Source organism: Geodermatophilus sp. SMS 5-13 (assembly GCF_059428245.1).
The window spans coordinates 171,870-186,355 of sequence record NZ_CP165729.1 but is presented as its reverse complement, the minus strand read 5'-3'; the positions used below and the strand labels follow the sequence as shown (position 1 = coordinate 186,355).

20 protein-coding genes are annotated in these 14,486 nt (G+C 75.3%); 13 read left to right on the top strand and 7 right to left on the bottom strand.

The window, feature by feature from the left end; translation table 11 throughout:
- The first annotated feature begins 35 nt into the window (after positions 1-35).
- Both AB3388_RS00895 and AB3388_RS00890 read left to right on the top strand, forming a co-directional pair.
- Positions 36-446, top strand: a complete 411-nt coding sequence (locus AB3388_RS00895) for a DUF5946 family protein (protein WP_495408872.1) — start codon at positions 36-38, stop codon at positions 444-446.
- 59 nt (positions 447-505) lie between these two features.
- Complete coding sequence (locus tag AB3388_RS00890; protein ID WP_495408871.1) at positions 506-1,213, top strand: TetR/AcrR family transcriptional regulator; 708 nt, start codon at positions 506-508, stop codon at positions 1,211-1,213.
- A 9-nt stretch (positions 1,214-1,222) separates the two neighbouring features.
- On the opposite strand, the gene AB3388_RS00885 is transcribed toward AB3388_RS00890, so the two are convergent.
- The 5 genes from AB3388_RS00885 to AB3388_RS00865 all read right to left on the bottom strand — a co-directional run bounded on the left by AB3388_RS00885 (position 1,223) and on the right by AB3388_RS00865 (position 4,712).
- A complete protein-coding gene (locus AB3388_RS00885; RefSeq protein WP_495408870.1) occupies positions 1,223-1,819 on the bottom strand; it encodes a TetR-like C-terminal domain-containing protein in 597 nt (198 codons plus the stop codon).
- 128 nt (positions 1,820-1,947) lie between these two features.
- Positions 1,948-2,280 carry a hypothetical protein gene (locus tag AB3388_RS00880; RefSeq protein ID WP_495408869.1) on the bottom strand — a complete coding sequence of 111 codons (333 nt, stop codon included), beginning with the start codon at positions 2,278-2,280 and terminating at the stop codon, positions 1,948-1,950.
- Positions 2,281-2,329: 49 nt separating this feature from the next.
- Positions 2,330-3,220 (bottom strand): 1,4-dihydroxy-2-naphthoyl-CoA synthase, encoded by an 891-nt coding sequence (locus tag AB3388_RS00875; protein WP_495408868.1) that lies wholly within the window; start codon positions 3,218-3,220, stop codon positions 2,330-2,332.
- 36 nt (positions 3,221-3,256) lie between these two features.
- Positions 3,257-4,207 (bottom strand): hypothetical protein, encoded by a 951-nt coding sequence (locus AB3388_RS00870; protein WP_495408867.1) that lies wholly within the window; start codon positions 4,205-4,207, stop codon positions 3,257-3,259.
- A 22-nt stretch (positions 4,208-4,229) separates the two neighbouring features.
- Positions 4,230-4,712, bottom strand: coding sequence for an NUDIX domain-containing protein (locus AB3388_RS00865; RefSeq protein WP_495408866.1), 483 nt, complete (start codon positions 4,710-4,712; stop codon positions 4,230-4,232).
- Positions 4,713-4,762: 50 nt separating this feature from the next.
- Here AB3388_RS00865 and AB3388_RS00860 point away from each other — a divergent pair, with 50 nt between their 5' ends.
- The 11 genes from AB3388_RS00860 (at position 4,763) to AB3388_RS00810 (ending at position 12,406) form a co-directional block, all read left to right on the top strand.
- A complete protein-coding gene (locus tag AB3388_RS00860) occupies positions 4,763-5,086 on the top strand; it encodes a hypothetical protein (RefSeq protein ID WP_495408865.1) in 324 nt (107 codons plus the stop codon).
- Positions 5,087-5,203: 117 nt separating this feature from the next.
- On the top strand, positions 5,204-5,506 hold the full coding sequence (locus AB3388_RS00855; RefSeq protein WP_495408864.1) for a hypothetical protein: 303 nt from the start codon (positions 5,204-5,206) through the stop codon (positions 5,504-5,506).
- 34 nt (positions 5,507-5,540) lie between these two features.
- On the top strand, positions 5,541-5,999 hold the full coding sequence (locus AB3388_RS00850) for a MaoC family dehydratase (RefSeq protein ID WP_495408863.1): 459 nt from the start codon (positions 5,541-5,543) through the stop codon (positions 5,997-5,999).
- A gap of 8 nt (positions 6,000-6,007) precedes the next feature.
- Entirely contained in the window at positions 6,008-6,586 is a 579-nt protein-coding gene (locus AB3388_RS00845; protein WP_495408862.1) for an LOG family protein, read from the top strand.
- A gap of 98 nt (positions 6,587-6,684) precedes the next feature.
- Positions 6,685-7,620 carry an alpha/beta fold hydrolase gene (locus AB3388_RS00840; protein ID WP_495408861.1) on the top strand — a complete coding sequence of 312 codons (936 nt, stop codon included), beginning with the start codon at positions 6,685-6,687 and terminating at the stop codon, positions 7,618-7,620.
- A gap of 18 nt (positions 7,621-7,638) precedes the next feature.
- Complete coding sequence (locus tag AB3388_RS00835; protein ID WP_495408860.1) at positions 7,639-8,742, top strand: NAD(P)/FAD-dependent oxidoreductase; 1,104 nt, start codon at positions 7,639-7,641, stop codon at positions 8,740-8,742.
- 77 nt (positions 8,743-8,819) lie between these two features.
- Entirely contained in the window at positions 8,820-9,569 is a 750-nt protein-coding gene (locus AB3388_RS00830) for a GNAT family N-acetyltransferase (protein ID WP_495408859.1), read from the top strand.
- Positions 9,566-10,486, top strand: coding sequence for a lysophospholipid acyltransferase family protein (locus AB3388_RS00825; RefSeq protein WP_495408858.1), 921 nt, complete (start codon positions 9,566-9,568; stop codon positions 10,484-10,486). Before AB3388_RS00830 ends, AB3388_RS00825 begins: the two co-directional genes overlap by 4 nt.
- Positions 10,487-10,538: 52 nt before the next feature.
- The gene (gene ppk2 / locus AB3388_RS00820) at positions 10,539-11,501 is read left to right on the top strand and encodes a polyphosphate kinase 2 (RefSeq protein WP_495408857.1); all 963 of its coding nucleotides are present in this window, start codon (positions 10,539-10,541) and stop codon (positions 11,499-11,501) included.
- A 72-nt stretch (positions 11,502-11,573) separates the two neighbouring features.
- Positions 11,574-11,723: a hypothetical protein gene (locus tag AB3388_RS00815; protein ID WP_495408856.1), complete on the top strand. Its 150-nt coding sequence runs from the start codon at positions 11,574-11,576 to the stop codon at positions 11,721-11,723.
- A gap of 32 nt (positions 11,724-11,755) precedes the next feature.
- Positions 11,756-12,406, top strand: coding sequence for a PH domain-containing protein (locus tag AB3388_RS00810; protein ID WP_495408855.1), 651 nt, complete (start codon positions 11,756-11,758; stop codon positions 12,404-12,406).
- Between the two features lie 6 nt (positions 12,407-12,412).
- Here AB3388_RS00810 and AB3388_RS00805 read toward each other — a convergent pair whose 3' ends face one another.
- Both AB3388_RS00805 and AB3388_RS00800 read right to left on the bottom strand, forming a co-directional pair.
- A complete protein-coding gene (locus AB3388_RS00805) occupies positions 12,413-13,279 on the bottom strand; it encodes a hypothetical protein (protein WP_495408854.1) in 867 nt (288 codons plus the stop codon).
- Positions 13,280-13,592: 313 nt separating this feature from the next.
- Complete coding sequence (locus AB3388_RS00800) at positions 13,593-14,195, bottom strand: hypothetical protein (protein ID WP_495408853.1); 603 nt, start codon at positions 14,193-14,195, stop codon at positions 13,593-13,595.
- Positions 14,196-14,486: the final 291 nt, after the last annotated feature.

The following is a 14,486-nucleotide window of genomic DNA, read 5'->3' as shown; positions in this document are numbered from 1 at the left end:
CCGCGGCGGTCGCGGGGGTGCGGCAGGATCGGCGGGTGCCCGCCCCCTCCTCGACCGCCGTCGCCTGCCCCGGCTGCGGCGCCGTGCTCGCCGCCTTCGCAGGGGACGACCGCCCGCACCCCGGCGCCTCGGCCTCCTGCACCCGATTGTTCGAGGTGACGCTGCGCGGCCTGCGCGAGGACGCGGCCGCCGAGCCGCGGGCCGCGGCCGCCCTGCAGCTGGCCGACGACGCCTACGCCCTGCAGCACGCCGACGGCGGGCTCGCCGAGGCGCTCGAGCGGCTGGGCGCCCGCTTCGGCCTCGACCTCGCCCCCGGTGGGCGTCCCGCGGCGTGGCAGTCGACGATCGCCGACGTCGCCGCGGACCTGGACGTGATCGACCTGCCGGTGCTCGTCGAGACCTGGGCGCGCTCTGTCGTGGAGGACTGGTCCATATCACACTCCTGATGACGGATCAGAGGCCTTTCGCTCAGCGATCAATACTTTGCGTCCATACACTTCATACTGTGAGTGAGCTTCAGGACCGTCGCGCCCGCAAGAAGGCGCGGACCCGCGCCGAGATCCGCACCGTCGCCCAGCGGCTGTTCGCCGAGCGCGGCTTCGAGGCGGTGACCATCGCCGACATCGCCGGCGAGGCGGACGTCGCCGTCCAGACGGTCTTCAACCACTTCCCCACCAAGGAGGAGCTCTTCTTCGACGGCCGCACGCCGTGGGTGGAGGGCCCCGCCGCGGCGGTGCGCAACCGGCCGGCCGTCGTGCCGCCGCTGCGGGCGCTGCGCGAGTACCTGGTCGAGGTCGTGTCCGGGCTCGCCGGCGCGCACGCGAGTGGTGAGCGGCGGTGCTTCATCGCCACGATCGAGGGCTCCCCCGCACTGCGCACGCGCGAACTGCAGCTGGTGAACGAGTCCGAGCAGCGGCTCGCCGAGGCCCTGGCCGAGGCCTGGACGGCGGACGACGCCCCCGCGGAGCCGGTGCCGGGCGACCCGGTGACCGCGGCGGCGCTGACCGCGGCCACGTGGCTGTCGGTCGCGCGCGTCCTCCTCGTGAGCCAGCGGTCCGCGCTGCTCGAGCGGGGGGACGCCGCGAATTCGGCCGCGCTCATCGGCTCGCTGATCGACGGGCTGCTCGTCCAGCTGGAGCAGGGGCTCGGCCCGCTGCAGGGGCGCCCGGCCGCGGTCACGGGCTGGCCGGGCGACGTCCGCCGCGCCGGCTGACCGCTCCGGTCAGACCCGGGCGGCCTCGGAGGACGATTCCACGACCGGCATGAGGACGTCATCGACGACCCGCTGCACCTGCTCCTCGGTCATCGCGCCGTCCCCGGCCGCCGTGTAGCGCTGCCACCAGAAGGCCTCGAGCACCGAGCCCAGCAGCGCGAGCCGGCGGCTGTCGATCGGCTCGCCGCGGGCGGCCGAGCGCGCGCCCAGCTCCTGGACGGCGGCGGCCAGCGGCTGCACCAGCGCCTGGTCCAGGCCGGCGCGCAGGTCCTCGTCGTGCCGCGCGGCGCCGACCAGGCTGGCCGCGGCGCGCTCCTCGCGGCTCAGCGGGGCACCCCAGGGGGCGACCAGTGCGAGCAGGTCACCGCGCAGTGAGCCGGCGTCCTCCGGCAGGTCGACCAGCGTGAACCGGCCGACCGCGTGCCGGGCGAGCGCCGCCATCGTCGGCCACCGGCGGTAGATGCCGGCCTTCCCGGCGCGGGCGCGGGCGGCGATCCGGTCGCTGTTGAGCCGGCCCCAGCCCTCCTCGGCCAGGATGTCGACAGCGACGGCGACCAGCTGCTCGGAGAGCTCCGCGCTGAGCGGGCGCCCCGGCGTGCCGCTCACGCCCGGCTCCCGACACGTTCGGTCGTGCTCACCGGGTCATCCTGGCCCCAAAGATGTAGTGACCACAATGACCGCGCGCAACGGGTCGCCCGGACGTGACGGAACCGGAACAGGGACGTCCTCGTCGCTCAGGCGCCGGCGGCGCTCTCGACGTGCACCTGCAGGCTGCCGCCGTCCTCGCTGAGCCAGCCCTTGTCCCGGGCGACGGCGACCATCCCCTGCCACCGCTCGGGCCAGTCCGGCGCGCTGCTCTGCGGCTGCGCGGCCTCCCGCAGCGCCTCGATGTCGAGGAACCCGGTCTCCGAGTCGGGCAGCCGCCCGAGCCCGGCGTCCCGCAGGGACTGGTCGGCCTCCTCGTCGGTGACCGCGCCCAGGGCCAGGTGCAGCCGCGTCAGGTCGTCGACGTCCACGACCTTCACCTGCGGCCGCTCGTCCGTTCCGCCCACCACCTCGACGATCACCAGCGACCTCCTCGTCGTCCTCGTGGTGCTTTAGCCCGAAAAAGTCCGCTCACACGTGCCAGGGGAAGCGGCTGAAGTCCGGATCGCGCTTCTCGAGGAAGGCGTCGCGGCCCTCGACCGCCTCCTCGGCCATGTAGGCCAGCCGGGTGGTCTCCCCGGCGAACAGCTGCTGCCCGACCAGGCCGTCGTCGATCAGGTTGAACGAGTACTTGAGCATCCGCTGAGCGGTCGGGCTCTTGGCCACGATCCGGCGGCCCCAGTCCAGCGCGGTGCGCTCGAGCTCGGCGTGCGGCACCACCTTGTTGACCATGCCCATGCGGTGCGCGTCGTCGGCGGTGTACTCGTCGCCGAGGAAGAAGATCTCGCGGGCGAACTTCTGGCCGACCTGGCGGGCGAGGTAGGCCGAGCCGAAGCCGCCGTCGAAGCTGCCGACGTCGGCGTCGGTCTGCTTGAACCGGGCGTGCTCGGCGCTGGCCAGGGTCAGGTCGGAGACGACGTGCAGGCTGTGCCCGCCGCCGGCCGCCCAGCCGGGGACGACGCAGATGACGACCTTCGGCATGAACCGGATCAGCCGCTGTGCCTCGAGCACGTGCAGCCGGCCCGCGCTGCGCCCCTTGTCGTGCTCGTAGCCGTACCGGCCGCGCACCCGCTGGTCGCCGCCGGAGCAGAAGGCCCAGCCGCCGTCCTTGGACGACGGCCCGTTGCCGGTGAGGATCACGCAGCCGACGTCGGTGGACAGCCGCGCGTGGTCCAGGGCGGTGATCAGCTCGTCGACGGTCTGGGGTCGGAAGGCGTTGCGGACGTCGGGCCGGTCGAAGGCGATGCGGACGACGCCGGCGTCCACGGCGCGGTGGTAGGTCAGGTCGGCGAAGTCGAAGCCCTCCACCGGGCGCCACGCCGCGCTGTCGAAGATCTCGGAGACGTCGTCGCGGGCGCTCATGCCTTGCGAACCTAGTGCGGCCGTTCTCCCGCCCGATCAGGGGACGAGTCCGCCGGCCCCACCGACCACGCCGCCGACCCCGCCGCCGACCGCGCCGGTCGCACCGCTCACCGCACCGGCCGCGCCGCCGACCACGTCGCCCGCGGTGTCGCCGACGCCGTCCAGGACCTCGCCGACGGTGCCGCACAGGCAGTCGTCGTCCCCGCCGCCGGTCGACTCGCCCCCGCCGGTCGAGCCGCCGCCTCCCGTCGAGCCGCCGCCTCCGGTCGAGCCGCCGCCTCCGGTCGATCCGCCGCCTCCGGTGGAGCCACCTCCACCGGTCGAGCCGCCGCCGGAGGAAACGTCCCCCGTGGATCCGCCCCCGGTCGAGCCGCCCGACGTCGACCCACCCCCGGGACCGGCGGGCATTCCGCCCGACACCACGCCACCGGCTGAACCGCCCGAGCCGCCGGCGCCGCCGCCGGTCACCGAACCGCCGCCGCCGCCGCCGGTCACGGAACCACCGGCACCGCCGCCCGGGGCGCCGCCGACGACGAGCTCACCGGCGGGCGCGGCACCGCTGCCGGCCGCCGTGCCGCCGTCCGCGGCGGCCGCCCCACCCCCGGCGGCCGGGCGCGAGGCGGACTCGGTCGCGATCCCCGGCCGGCCGGGAGCCGAGGTGCTGCTCGCACCGCCGCCGGTATCAGCGCCGTCGTCCCCGCCGGAACCGTCGCCGAACACGCCCGAGCTGCCGCCGTCCGAGCCGGGCGGGCCCGAGACGAGCAGCGCGATCGGGGCGGCGACGAGGAGGAAGCCGCACGCGAAGGAGATCAGCAGGAAGGCGCGGGCCCGGCCGCGGCTGCGCAGGGCGTGCCGGGCGTGGCCGAGGCCGGAGCGCCCGGTGGACGCGGTGCCCGCAGCGCGGTGGCGTGGGCTGGACAGGACCGGCTCCTTCGGTCGGGCACGAGCTGGGGCCGACGGCTCATCCCCCGTCGCAGGCAGTGACAAACGGAACTCGGCGTGTCCAGGGTCAGAAGGCGGCGCCGGCGTCGCGCAGCAGGTCCTCCAGGCGGCTCAGCGACGCTGCCAGGCCGGGGTGCAGCGGCACCTCGTCGAGCCGGCGCAGCGCGATCCAGGCCACCCCGTTGCTCTCGCCGTCCAGCCGCAGGTCGGCCGGCTCGATCGAGCGGGCCGGCTGGGCGAGCACCGTCGTGTAGGACCAGCCGCCGTGGTCGTCGACCGACACCGGCCCGAGGACGACGTCGTCCGGCAGCAGCCCGAGCTCCTCGCGGGCCTCGCGCAGCGCGCCGCTCTGCGGCGACTCGTTCGCGTGCAGCGCCCCGCCCGGTGTGCCCCAGGTGTCGCCGTGGTGCGACCACGTCGCGCGGTGCTGCAGCAGCACCTCGGCACCGTCCGCGCCCGCGCGGTGCAGGAACAGCCCGGCGGCGCCGGCCCGGCCCCAGTGCCGGTGCCCGAGCGCGCACGTCGTCCAGCCGTCGGTGGAGGTGAACACGCAGCCAGTGAACCCGCCCGGCGCAACCCTCGGTCCGACATGCTCCGGCGATGCCAGGTTCGCACCCGGACGACGCGCCGCACCTCGGGCGCATCCTGCAGGTCCTCGCTCCGGTCGTGACGGCGCTCTTCGGCCCGGACGAGGTCGCGGACGTCCGGCTGACCCGTCAGCGGGACAGGTCGGGCGACGGAGCGAGGGAGATCGTTCTGGCCGTGACGGTTCGGGACGAGGAGTCCCGGCACCACGTGTGGCGGAACGGACAGGTGGACGAGTCCGTCGAGGACCTGCAGAACCGCATCGCCGGGGAACTCCAGGACTTCATCGCCGAGTCGCGATTCGCCTGGGGCGAGCTCCGTCCCTGGCCGCCGCACTGATCGGCCCCTCGGTGCGGCACGCTCGTGCGCTGCATGCCACTGGTACGCAGCGCGCGAGCGTCCGCGGGGGATGCAGGTCGCCGGCCGAGCGTCATCCCGGGTTGCGAGGATCGGGGCGTGAGCACCGTCCAGCTGCGCCGCTACCGGATGGAGCCCGGGCGGCTGCCCGCGTTCCTCGACTGGTTCCCCACGCTGATCCCCACCCGTGAGCAGTTCGGCTTCCGGCTGCTGTTCGCCTACGCCGACCACGAGAACGAGACGTTCACCTGGGCCGTCGAGCACGACGGCGACGCCACCGCGTTCACCGCCGCCGAGCAGGCCTACAACGGGTCGGCCGAGCGGGCGCAGGTCTTCGAGACGTTCCCCGCCGGTATCGCGGCCACGGAGATCGGCCTCGTCGAGGACGTCCTGCGCCGCTGAGAAGGTTCGGCGGCGGGCTGGCAGGATCGCGGGCATGACGACGACGACGACGTTGGCGGAGCTGCCCGGCCTGGTGGGCCAGGAGCTGGGGACGAGCGACTGGTACGAGATCTCGCAGGACGCGGTCAACAAGTTCGCCGACGCGACCGGTGACCACCAGTGGATCCACGTCGACGTCGAGCGGGCCAAGGCCGAGAGCCCGTTCGGCGGCCCGATCGCGCACGGGTTCATGACCCTCTCGCTGCTGGTTCCCCTGGCCTCGGGGACGTACCGGATCACCGACGCGAAGATGGGCGTGAACTACGGGCTGAACAAGGTGCGCTTCCCGGCGCCGGTGCCGGTCGGCTCGAAGGTCCGCGCGCGGGTCGTGCTGCAGGAGTCCAAGGAGATCCAGGGCGGCCTGCAGAACACCTTCGCCATCACCGTCGAGCGCGAGGGCGGCGACAAGCCGGTCTGCATCGCCGAGTGGGTCACCCTGGCCTACGGGGGCTGACGCCGACCGTGCGGATCGCCGTCTTCACCGGGTCCCAGGCCGGCCCGCCCGGGCACCGGGACGCCGTGGCCGCCTTCGGCGCCGGACTGGCCCGCGCGGGCGTGGGCGTCGTCTACGGCGGGGGGCACGTCGGCCTGATGGGCGTCGTCGCCGACGCCGCGCTCGCGGCCGGCGGCGAGGTCGTGGGCGTCATCCCGCAGCACCTCGTGGACGACGAACTGGCCCATCCCGGCCTGCCGCGGCTCGAGGTCGTGACCTCGATGCACGAGCGCAAGGCCCGCATGGCCGAGCTCGCCGACGCCTTCGTGGCGCTGCCCGGGGCCGCGGGCACCCTCGAGGAGCTGTTCGAGGCCTGGACCTGGGGCATGCTCGGGCTGCACGCGAAGCCGACCGCGCTGCTCGACGTCGACGGGTTCTGGCAGCCGCTGCTCGCCCAGCTGCGGCGCATGGTCGACGACGGCTACCTCGACGCCCGGCGGCTCGACGCGCTGGGCGTGGTCACCGACGCCGACGGGCTGCTGGCCTTCATCGACGGCTACGAGCACCCCGCCCGCAAGTGGACGGCCAGCCCTCCACCGGCGGCCTGACGGGGTTTCGCGCGATCAACCACGCGCGGTTGATCGCGCGAAACCCCTATGGGGGCTGCGGTAACGGTGGCGCAACGCCGGGCTGGTGCACTGGGCCGATGCTCGCGCCGCTGGTCCGGGAGACCCGGGTCGTGCACGGGCACCGGCGGGCGTTCGTGCTCGCCGGCGAGGGGCCGCCGCTGCTCCTGCTGCACGGCATCGGCAACAGCGCGCAGACCTGGGCCGGCGTCCTCGACCGGCTCGCGGCGCACCACACCGTGCTCGCTCCCGACCTGCTCGGCCACGGGGCCTCGGACAAGCCACGGGGCGACTACTCCATCGCCGGCTACGCCAACGGCATGCGCGACCTGCTCAGCGTGCTCGACCTCGAGCAGGTCACCGTGGTCGGGCACTCGCTGGGCGGCGGCATCGCCCTGCAGTTCGCCTACCAGTTCCCGGAGCGCTGCCAGCGGCTCGTGCTCGTCGGCAGCGGTGGGCTGGGCCCCGAGCTGTCCGCCGGGCTGCGCCTGGCCACGCTGCCGGGCGCCGAGGCGGTCCTCACCGCGCTGACCGGGGTGTCGGGCGGGCTGCGCGCGGGGCTGGGCCTGGTCCAGGCGTTCGGCCGGGCGCTCGGCTGGCGGCAGGTGCACGACCTCGCCGAGGCCGGCGACGCGCTGCTCGCGCTCCGGGACGTCGAGGCGCGGCGGGCGTTCCTGCGGACCCTGCGCGGGGTCGTCGACGCGCACGGGCAGGCGGTCACCGCGCTGGACCGGATCTACCTGGCCGACGCCGTCCCCATGCTCGTGGTGTGGGGCAGCCGCGACCCGATCGTCCCCGCCGCGCACGCCGAGACGGTGCGCGCGCTGGTCCCCAACGCCCGGGTGGAGGTGTTCGAGGGCGCCGGGCACTGGCCGCACCTCGACGAGCCCGACCGCTTCTGCGAGGTGCTGCTCGACTTCGTCGCGACGACCACGCCGGCCCGGCACGACCGGGACACCTGGCGGGCGCTGCTCGCGCACGGCCGGGACGGCGTACCCGGGTGGACGGCGTCCTGACCGCCTAGCGTTCGCGGCGTGGAGCGCTGGGACGTCGTCGTCGTGGGCGGCGGTCCGGCCGGTGCGGCGGCCGCGCTGGCCGCTGTCCGCACCGGCGCGCGGGTGCTCGTGCTCGACCGCGCCGACTTCCCGCGCGACAAGGTCTGCGGCGACGCCGTGGCGGCCGAGGCGTTCGACGTCCTGGCCGGGCTCGGCGTCGCGACGGAGCCGCTCGTCGCCGGCTTCCCGCCCGTGCCGCGGCTGGCGCTGCGCTCCCCCGGCGGCGCCACCGTCGACCGCGCGACGGGTCGCCCGTCGTACGTCGTCCCCCGCGAGGTGCTCGACGCCCGGCTGCTCGCGGCCGCGCGGTCGGCGGGGGCGGAGGTCCGCCGGCGGCTGGTCCGCCGCGTCGAGCCGCGGGACGACCGGGTCGTCGTGGACGGCGACCTCCGCGCCGGCGTCGTCGTCGGGGCGGACGGCGCGGAGTCCGTCGTCCGGCGGGCGCTGGGCCTGAGGGCGAACCGGCCGGACCGGATGGCGGTCGCGATCCGCGGCTACGCGCCCACCGGGGACGGCGGCGCGCTGACCCTGCTCACCACCGCCCAGCGGTGGCCGGCCTACGCGTGGTCGTTCCCGGTCGGCGACGGGCGGGCCAATGTCGGCTACGGCGAGCTCGTGTCGGGCGGGGCGACGCGGCAGGGGCTGCTCGACGGCCTGCACCGGCTGCTGCCGGACGCCGCACCGCTGCGGCTGCGCGCCCACCGGCTGCCGCTGTCCACCGGCCGGCCCCGGCAGCCCGACGGGCGGGTGCTGCTGGCCGGCGATGCGGCGAGCCTGATCAACCCGCTGACCGGCGAGGGGATCTTCTACGCCGTCCTCTCCGGGGCCCTCGCCGGGGAGGCGGCGGCGCACGGGGCCGACGCCGGCCGGGTCCTGCGCGCCGCGCTGCGACGGCGGCTGGGCGTGCACCTGCGCTCGTCGTCCACCGCCTCCCGGCTGTCGGCCTGGCCGCGGCTGATGGACGCCGCGTTTCGCGCCGCCGGCGCCGACCAGCGGGTGTTCGACGACGTCGTCGCCCTCGGCGTGGCCGACGGCCGGCTCACCGCGCGCACGCTGGCGGCCGCGGTCCGGCACCTGCCGTAGCCAGTCTTCGGCTCCCGGACGGCACGGTTCTCGCCTGCGGTCACCGTCCCGTCACCTTGCGCGCTGAGCCTGACGGCGTGACCGCTGTGCTGACCGCCCTGAGCGGCGCCCGCTACCGCACCCGGCTCGCCACCTCGGCCGCCGACGTCGAGGCCGCCCAGCGGCTGCGCCACCGCGTGTTCGCCGAGGAGTGCGGTGCGCTGCCGGCCCCCACGACCGCCGCGCTCGACGTCGACGAGTGGGACGACGTCTGCGACCAACTGCTCATCACCGAGGAGCCGACCGGCGAGGTGGTCGGCACCTACCGGCTGCTGCCGCCGGAGCGGGCGCGGGCGCTCGGGCGGACCTACGGCGACGGCGAGTTCGACCTCTCCCGCCACGCCGCCCTGCGCCCCACCACCGCCGAGGCCGGCCGCAGCTGCGTGCACCCCGGCCACCGCACCGGCGCTGTCATCGCCCGGCTGTGGGGCGGCAGCGCGCGCTACGTCCTCGACCGGGGGCTCACCCACCTGGCCGGCTGCACGTCGGTGCCGCTGGCCGACGGCGGGGTCACCGCGGCGGCCGTGTGGGACGTCGTCCGCACCCGGCACCTCGCGCCCGCGGCCCTGCGCGTGGTGCCGCACGTGCCCTTCGACGTCGAGGCCCCGGCCCGGCCGGGCCGCGTCGTCCTGCCGCCGCTGGTGCGCGGCTACCTCTCGCTCGGCGCGCGGGTGTGCGGCCGGCCGGCGCACGACCCGCTGTTCGGCACCGCGGACTTCTACACCCTGCTCTCGGTCGCCGACGTCGATCCCCGGGTGCTGCGCCGCCTGGCCGAGGACGAGCGGTGAGCGTCTGGCTGCCGGTCAGCGACTGCCGGCCGGCCTGCGCGGGCGATCCCGGTCCGCTGGTCGACGACGCCACCCGGCGGTCCCGGGGATGGCGCCTGGCCGCCGCCGTGCTGGCCGCGGCCGTGCGCACCGGCCTGCGGCCCACGCGGCGGGCGCTGGTGTGCAGCGCCGCGGGCGTGCTGACCGCGCTCGGCGTCCGCGTCGAGGTGCACTCCCCGGCCGTCGCCTGGCCGCGCCCGGGCTCCGGGCGGCTCGTCGTCAGCAACCACGTCGGCTGGCTCGACGACCTCGCGCTGCTCACCGTCGTCCCCGGTGCTCCGGTGGCCAAGGCCGAGGTCGCCGGCTGGCCGCTCGTCGGCGGGGTGCTGGCCCGCGCGGGCGGCGTCCTCGTCGACCGCGGCCGGATCCGCGCGCTGCCCGGCACGGTGCGGGAGGTGTCGGACCGGCTGCGGGCCGGCGGCACGGTCCTCGCCCACCCCAAGGGGACGACGTCCTGCGGCGTGCGGCTCGGCCGCTTCCGGCCGGCGCTGTTCCAGGCCGCCGTCGACACCGGCGCCGCGGTGTGCCCGGTGGCGATCCGCTACCGCACGGAGCCCGGCGGGGAGCCGACCGCCGTCGCCGGCTACCTGGCCGACGACCCGCTGTGGCGCAGCCTGCGCCGGGTGATCGCGGCCCGCGGGCTCGTCGTCGAGGTGCACCTGCTGCCGCCGCTGGCGCCGGGGGCCGCCGACCGCCGCACGCTGGCCGCGCTGGCCGAGTACGCGGTCGCCGCGGTGACCGAGGCGCGTCCCCCGGTCGTGGCGGCGCACCCGCGGCCGGTGCGGCCCGCGCCTCCCCGACCGGATGTTCGACCGGTGCACAACCGCCGTTCACCTCGCCGTCCTACCCTTTCGCGGCGCCGCCGGCCTGTCGGATGAGTCGTGCCTGCCGGACGATGAGCACGGGCGACGTCCGTGAGAGGAGCCGGCCGTGACCGTTCAGTACCCCCGCTTCCACGCCGAAGAGGGTCAGCCCGGCGAGCTGATCGACCTGACGAAGTGGCGGCTCAACGCACTGCCCGACGAGGACTCCGACGAGGACTGGGACGACGACCGGGAGCTGTACGGGCCGGACGGACGGCGGGTCGAGACCTGGCGCGAGGGCTATCCGTACGACGAGCGGATGCAGCGCCGCGAGTACGAGGTGGCCAAGCGGAAGCTGCAGATCGAGCTGCTGAAGCTGCAGGGCTGGGTCAAGGACACCGGCCAGAAGCTCGTCATCGTCTTCGAGGGCCGCGACGCCGCCGGCAAGGGCGGCACGATCAAGCGCTTCACCGAGCACCTCAACCCGCGCGGCGCCAAGGTCGTCGCGCTGGACAAGCCGTCGGAGCGCGAGCAGACCCAGTGGTACTTCCAGCGCTACGTGCAGCACCTGCCGGCCGCCGGCGAGATCGTGCTGTTCGACCGGTCCTGGTACAACCGCGCCGGCGTGGAGCGGGTCATGGGCTACTGCACCGACGAGGAGTACCAGCGCTTCCTGCGCCAGGCGCCGCTGTTCGAGCGGATGCTCGTGCGCAGCGATCTCCTGCTCGTCAAGCTGTGGTTCTCGGTCTCCCGCGGGGAGCAGATCAGCCGGTTCATCGTGCGGCAGATCGACCCGGTGCGGCAGTGGAAGCTCTCCCCCACCGATCTGGCGTCGCTGGACAAGTGGGACGCCTACACCGAGGCCAAGGAGGCCATGTTCCTGCACACCGACACCTCCGACGCGCCGTGGACGGTGATCAAGAGCAACGACAAGAAGCGGGCGCGGCTGGAGGCCATGCGGCACGTGCTCACCCGCATCGACTACGACGACAAGGACGCCGGCGCCATCGGCACGCCCGACCCGCTCATCGTCGGCTCGGCCGCCGACGTCCTGGACGACGAGTCGGCGGTCCCCCTCGCCAGCTCCTGACCAGCGGCGATCACCGCCCAGCGGCCAGGTTCGGGCGCTACCGTCGGCGGGGCCTACCCCGGGGAGGGTCCCGTGCTCGGATTCCTGGTCCTGCTGCTCGTCGTCTGGCTCGTCCTGATCGTCGTCGGGGCAGTGGTCAAGGGGTTGTTCTGGCTGGCCGTCGTGGGCCTGCTGCTGTTCCTCGCCACCTCCGCGCTGGGGTGGACCCGCCGGCGCACCTGACGCGGACGAACCCCTGGCGGGCACGGCCCGCCGTGGCCATCCTGTGCCGTCGGCGCGCGAGGGTCGCCGCCGCGGAAAGGGTTGAGCGCACCGAGCAGTGGGGGAACGACCCGAACACGCTGTGGTTCGGCGAGAGCAAGGGCGGGGCCACCGGCGCGGCCGGCGTGGCCAAGGCCCGCTACCGCATCACCCAGGACCGCGTCTGGATCGAGAGCGGGCTGCTCGGCACCCGCACCGAGAGCGTGCCGCTGTGGGCGGTCCGCGACATGGACGTCCGGCAGGCGGTGTGGCAGCGCGGCAAGGACGTCGGCGACGTCGTCCTCGGCCTCGACGACCCCGCGTACGGCGTCCACCAGGACACCTTCAGCCTCACCGGCACGCCGGAGCACGGGACGACGAGCGGGCAGGTGGTCCTCGACAGCATCCAGAGCCCGTACTCCGTCGTCGACCTGCTCACGCCGCTGGTCAGCGAGGCGCGGCACAGGAAGACGATCGAGCGTCAGTCGCAGTACGTGCACATGCAGACCCCCGGCGTCCCCCACGGGATGCCGGCGGCGCCGCCCGCACCGGCGCCGCAGGTGGACCTCGTCGAGCAGCTGCGCAGGCTCGGCGAGCTGCGCGACACCGGCATCCTCACCGAGGAGGAGTTCGCCGCCCAGAAGGCGAAGATCCTCGACTCCTGACCGGGGTCAGCGCCGCAGCGCGGTCACCAGGCAGCCCGCACCCGACTCGGACGCCTCGACGGCGAAGCCGAGCTGCAGGAGGACCTCGGTGACGGCGGCGTTCATCGCCAGCGCGACCGCGGCGTCGGCGTACGCCCCGCGCGAGTGCTGCACGCTCATCCGGTCGTGCGCGTGCCAGCCGACCAGGACGCCGCCGCGCGCGAGCTCGGGGGTGAGGCAGACGCCGCCGGCGGTGCCGCCGGGGGCGGGCGTGCGCTGCGCGCAGTCGTGCAACGGCAGCCCGGCCTCGACCAGCGCCGCGGCCACCTCCACGACGAGGGTGGTCAGCGGGTCGGTGTCGGTGAGCAGCTCGTCCCAGTCGTCGGCCAGCCGGTCCAGCTGCTCGCCGAGGTCGCCGAGCCACGCCAGCTCCTCGGCCGTGGGCCGCAGGATCAGTCCGCCGTCGGCACGGAGCGCGCCGTGCGCCGCGGCGGCCGGGATGCCGCCGGCGAAGGCGGCCCAGTCGGCGTCCAGCCGGTCGGGGAAGGGACCGGCGACGACCTGCAGGCCCGCGCCGTCCTCGGCGTCCTGGACCAGCCACCACCCGGTGCCGGACGGGCCGCCCGCCGGCGGGGCGACCGGCCGGACCGCCACGCCGACGGCCTCGCGCCGGGTCTCGGCGCCGGGGGCGTCGGTGGGCGCGGTCGCGGCCCGGCTGCCCGCCGGGTGGGCACTCGCCCCGCGGGCGGCGGACCGCGGCTGCCGCGGCACCCGGTTGCGCTCGAACTCGTAGCGGGCGGTCGAGCTCGCGCCCAGGGCGACGACGACGCAGATCAGTGCGAGGAAGCCCAACGCAGCCACCGCAGGCCACATCAGCGCCACACCAACGCTCACGCGGGGTCTCCTCACACACGTCCTGGCCGCGACGGGGGAAGGTGTCGCGGACAGCCGGGAAAGTTACGGCTCGCCCGGCCGCGACACGCCCGTTCGCGCAGGTCGGAGCCGCCCCCGTCACCGATTCGTTGCGCCCGGCCCGCCGGGCGGCCGGTGACCCGCCGCACGGGGCACCGCCTTGTCGACAAGCTGCGGTTTTCCCCGCGTGCGGAGCCCGGAAGGCCGGTCGGTCATCCCGACGGAAGACATCGGGGACGGCGTGTCGGCGGCCCGGGCGATCGTGCGCCGGTCCGGATCGGTGTTCCGCCCGCGCTCAGCCGACGACCTGGGGGCTGCAGCCGCCTTCCACGGCGTCCTCACCGACCACGAAGCCGATGCGCCCGCCGGACTGGACGTCCCACGTCGCCTGGGTGGCCGTGTGGGAGACCAGCGCCGCAGCCTCGGGGCTGTCGTAGAAGCTGAACAGCCCGCCCACGTGGGTGCCGCACAGGCGCCCCTCGGGTCCCACCTGCAGGTACCGGTAGTCCGGGCCGAGCGTGTTGACCTCGACGACGCCGGGCTCGGGCTCCATCTGGAAGAGCCCGCCCTGCGCGCAGTCCTTGGCCTGGATCTTCATGTCCTGCCGCGCACCGGCCCGCTCCAGCACCACGCCCTCGTTGCTGAGCTCGAGGCTCAGGGGGCCGTCGAGGACGTCGCCGTGCTGCGGCAGCTTGCTGGTGAAGACCACGCTGGGGGCGTGGATCGTGACCTTCTGGTTGCCGGTGAACGACCGGCCGCCCGCCGTCACCGTGTAGCCCTCGCAGGTGCCGGCCTTCGATGCCTGTGCGGTGCCGCCGGTGAGGACGAGGACCCCCAGCAGCAGGGTCGTGGCGGCGCCTCCGATCAGCCAGCGGCGAGTCCTCGAGGTTCTGGACATTCGGCCTCCTGCGCGGAGCCACGGGGACCCCGATGGCGCTCGATGGAACAGCGGACGCCGGAGCCTTCCTCCGGCGCCGCCGGGGACACGTGCCCGATCGGCCGAGGACTTCGAGGTCGCGGCGGTACCGGACGGCCACCCCTCCCGCGCTCCGGACCGGTTGATCAGGGCTAGCGTCACGTCCGACCCCGATGGGCGTGGGCAGAGCCCGCAAGGGACAGAGGTCTCTCAGCTCAGGGAGTGCGTGCGACGCCCGGCGGGGCTCGCGACCCGGGACGGACCGGCAGCTCG